Source organism: Levilactobacillus paucivorans (assembly GCF_001437125.1).
Taxonomy (GTDB): Bacteria; Bacillota; Bacilli; order Lactobacillales; family Lactobacillaceae; genus Levilactobacillus; species Levilactobacillus paucivorans.
Genome location: NZ_JQCA01000167.1, coordinates 37,222 through 37,737, shown reverse-complemented (window position 1 = coordinate 37,737; position 516 = coordinate 37,222). Strand labels below are relative to the sequence as shown.

1 protein-coding gene is annotated in these 516 nt (G+C 51.2%); it reads left to right on the top strand.

Annotated features, from left to right (window positions below):
* Positions 1-516 (top strand): hypothetical protein (locus tag IV54_RS12300; RefSeq protein ID WP_179209708.1); only part of this gene is annotated, 516 nt, incomplete at both ends.

Sequence of the window (516 nt, the reverse complement as noted above, 5' to 3'; positions counted from 1 at the left end):
GATAGTGATTCGGACTCTGACAGTGACTCGGACAGCGACAGTGATTCTGATTCCGACAGTGACTCAGATTCTGACAGTGACTCAGATTCTGACAGTGATTCGGACTCCGATAGCGACTCAGATAGTGATTCAGACTCCGACTCAGATAGTGACTCGGATTCCGACAGTGACTCCGACTCAGATAGTGACTCGGATTCCGACAGTGACTCCGACTCCGACAGCGACTCGGATTCCGACAGTGACTCCGACTCAGATAGTGACTCTGACTCTGATAGTGATTCCGACTCCGACAGTGATTCGGACAGTGACTCTGATTCGGACAGTGACTCCGATTCGGACAGTGACTCCGATTCCGACAGTGACTCGGACAGCGACAGTGATTCCGATTCAGATAGTGACTCGGACAGTGACTCCGATTCCGATAGCGATTCGGACTCAGACAGTGATTCTGACTCGGACAGTGACTCTGATTCCGACAGTGATTCTGACTCGGACAGTGATAGTGACTCTGATTCC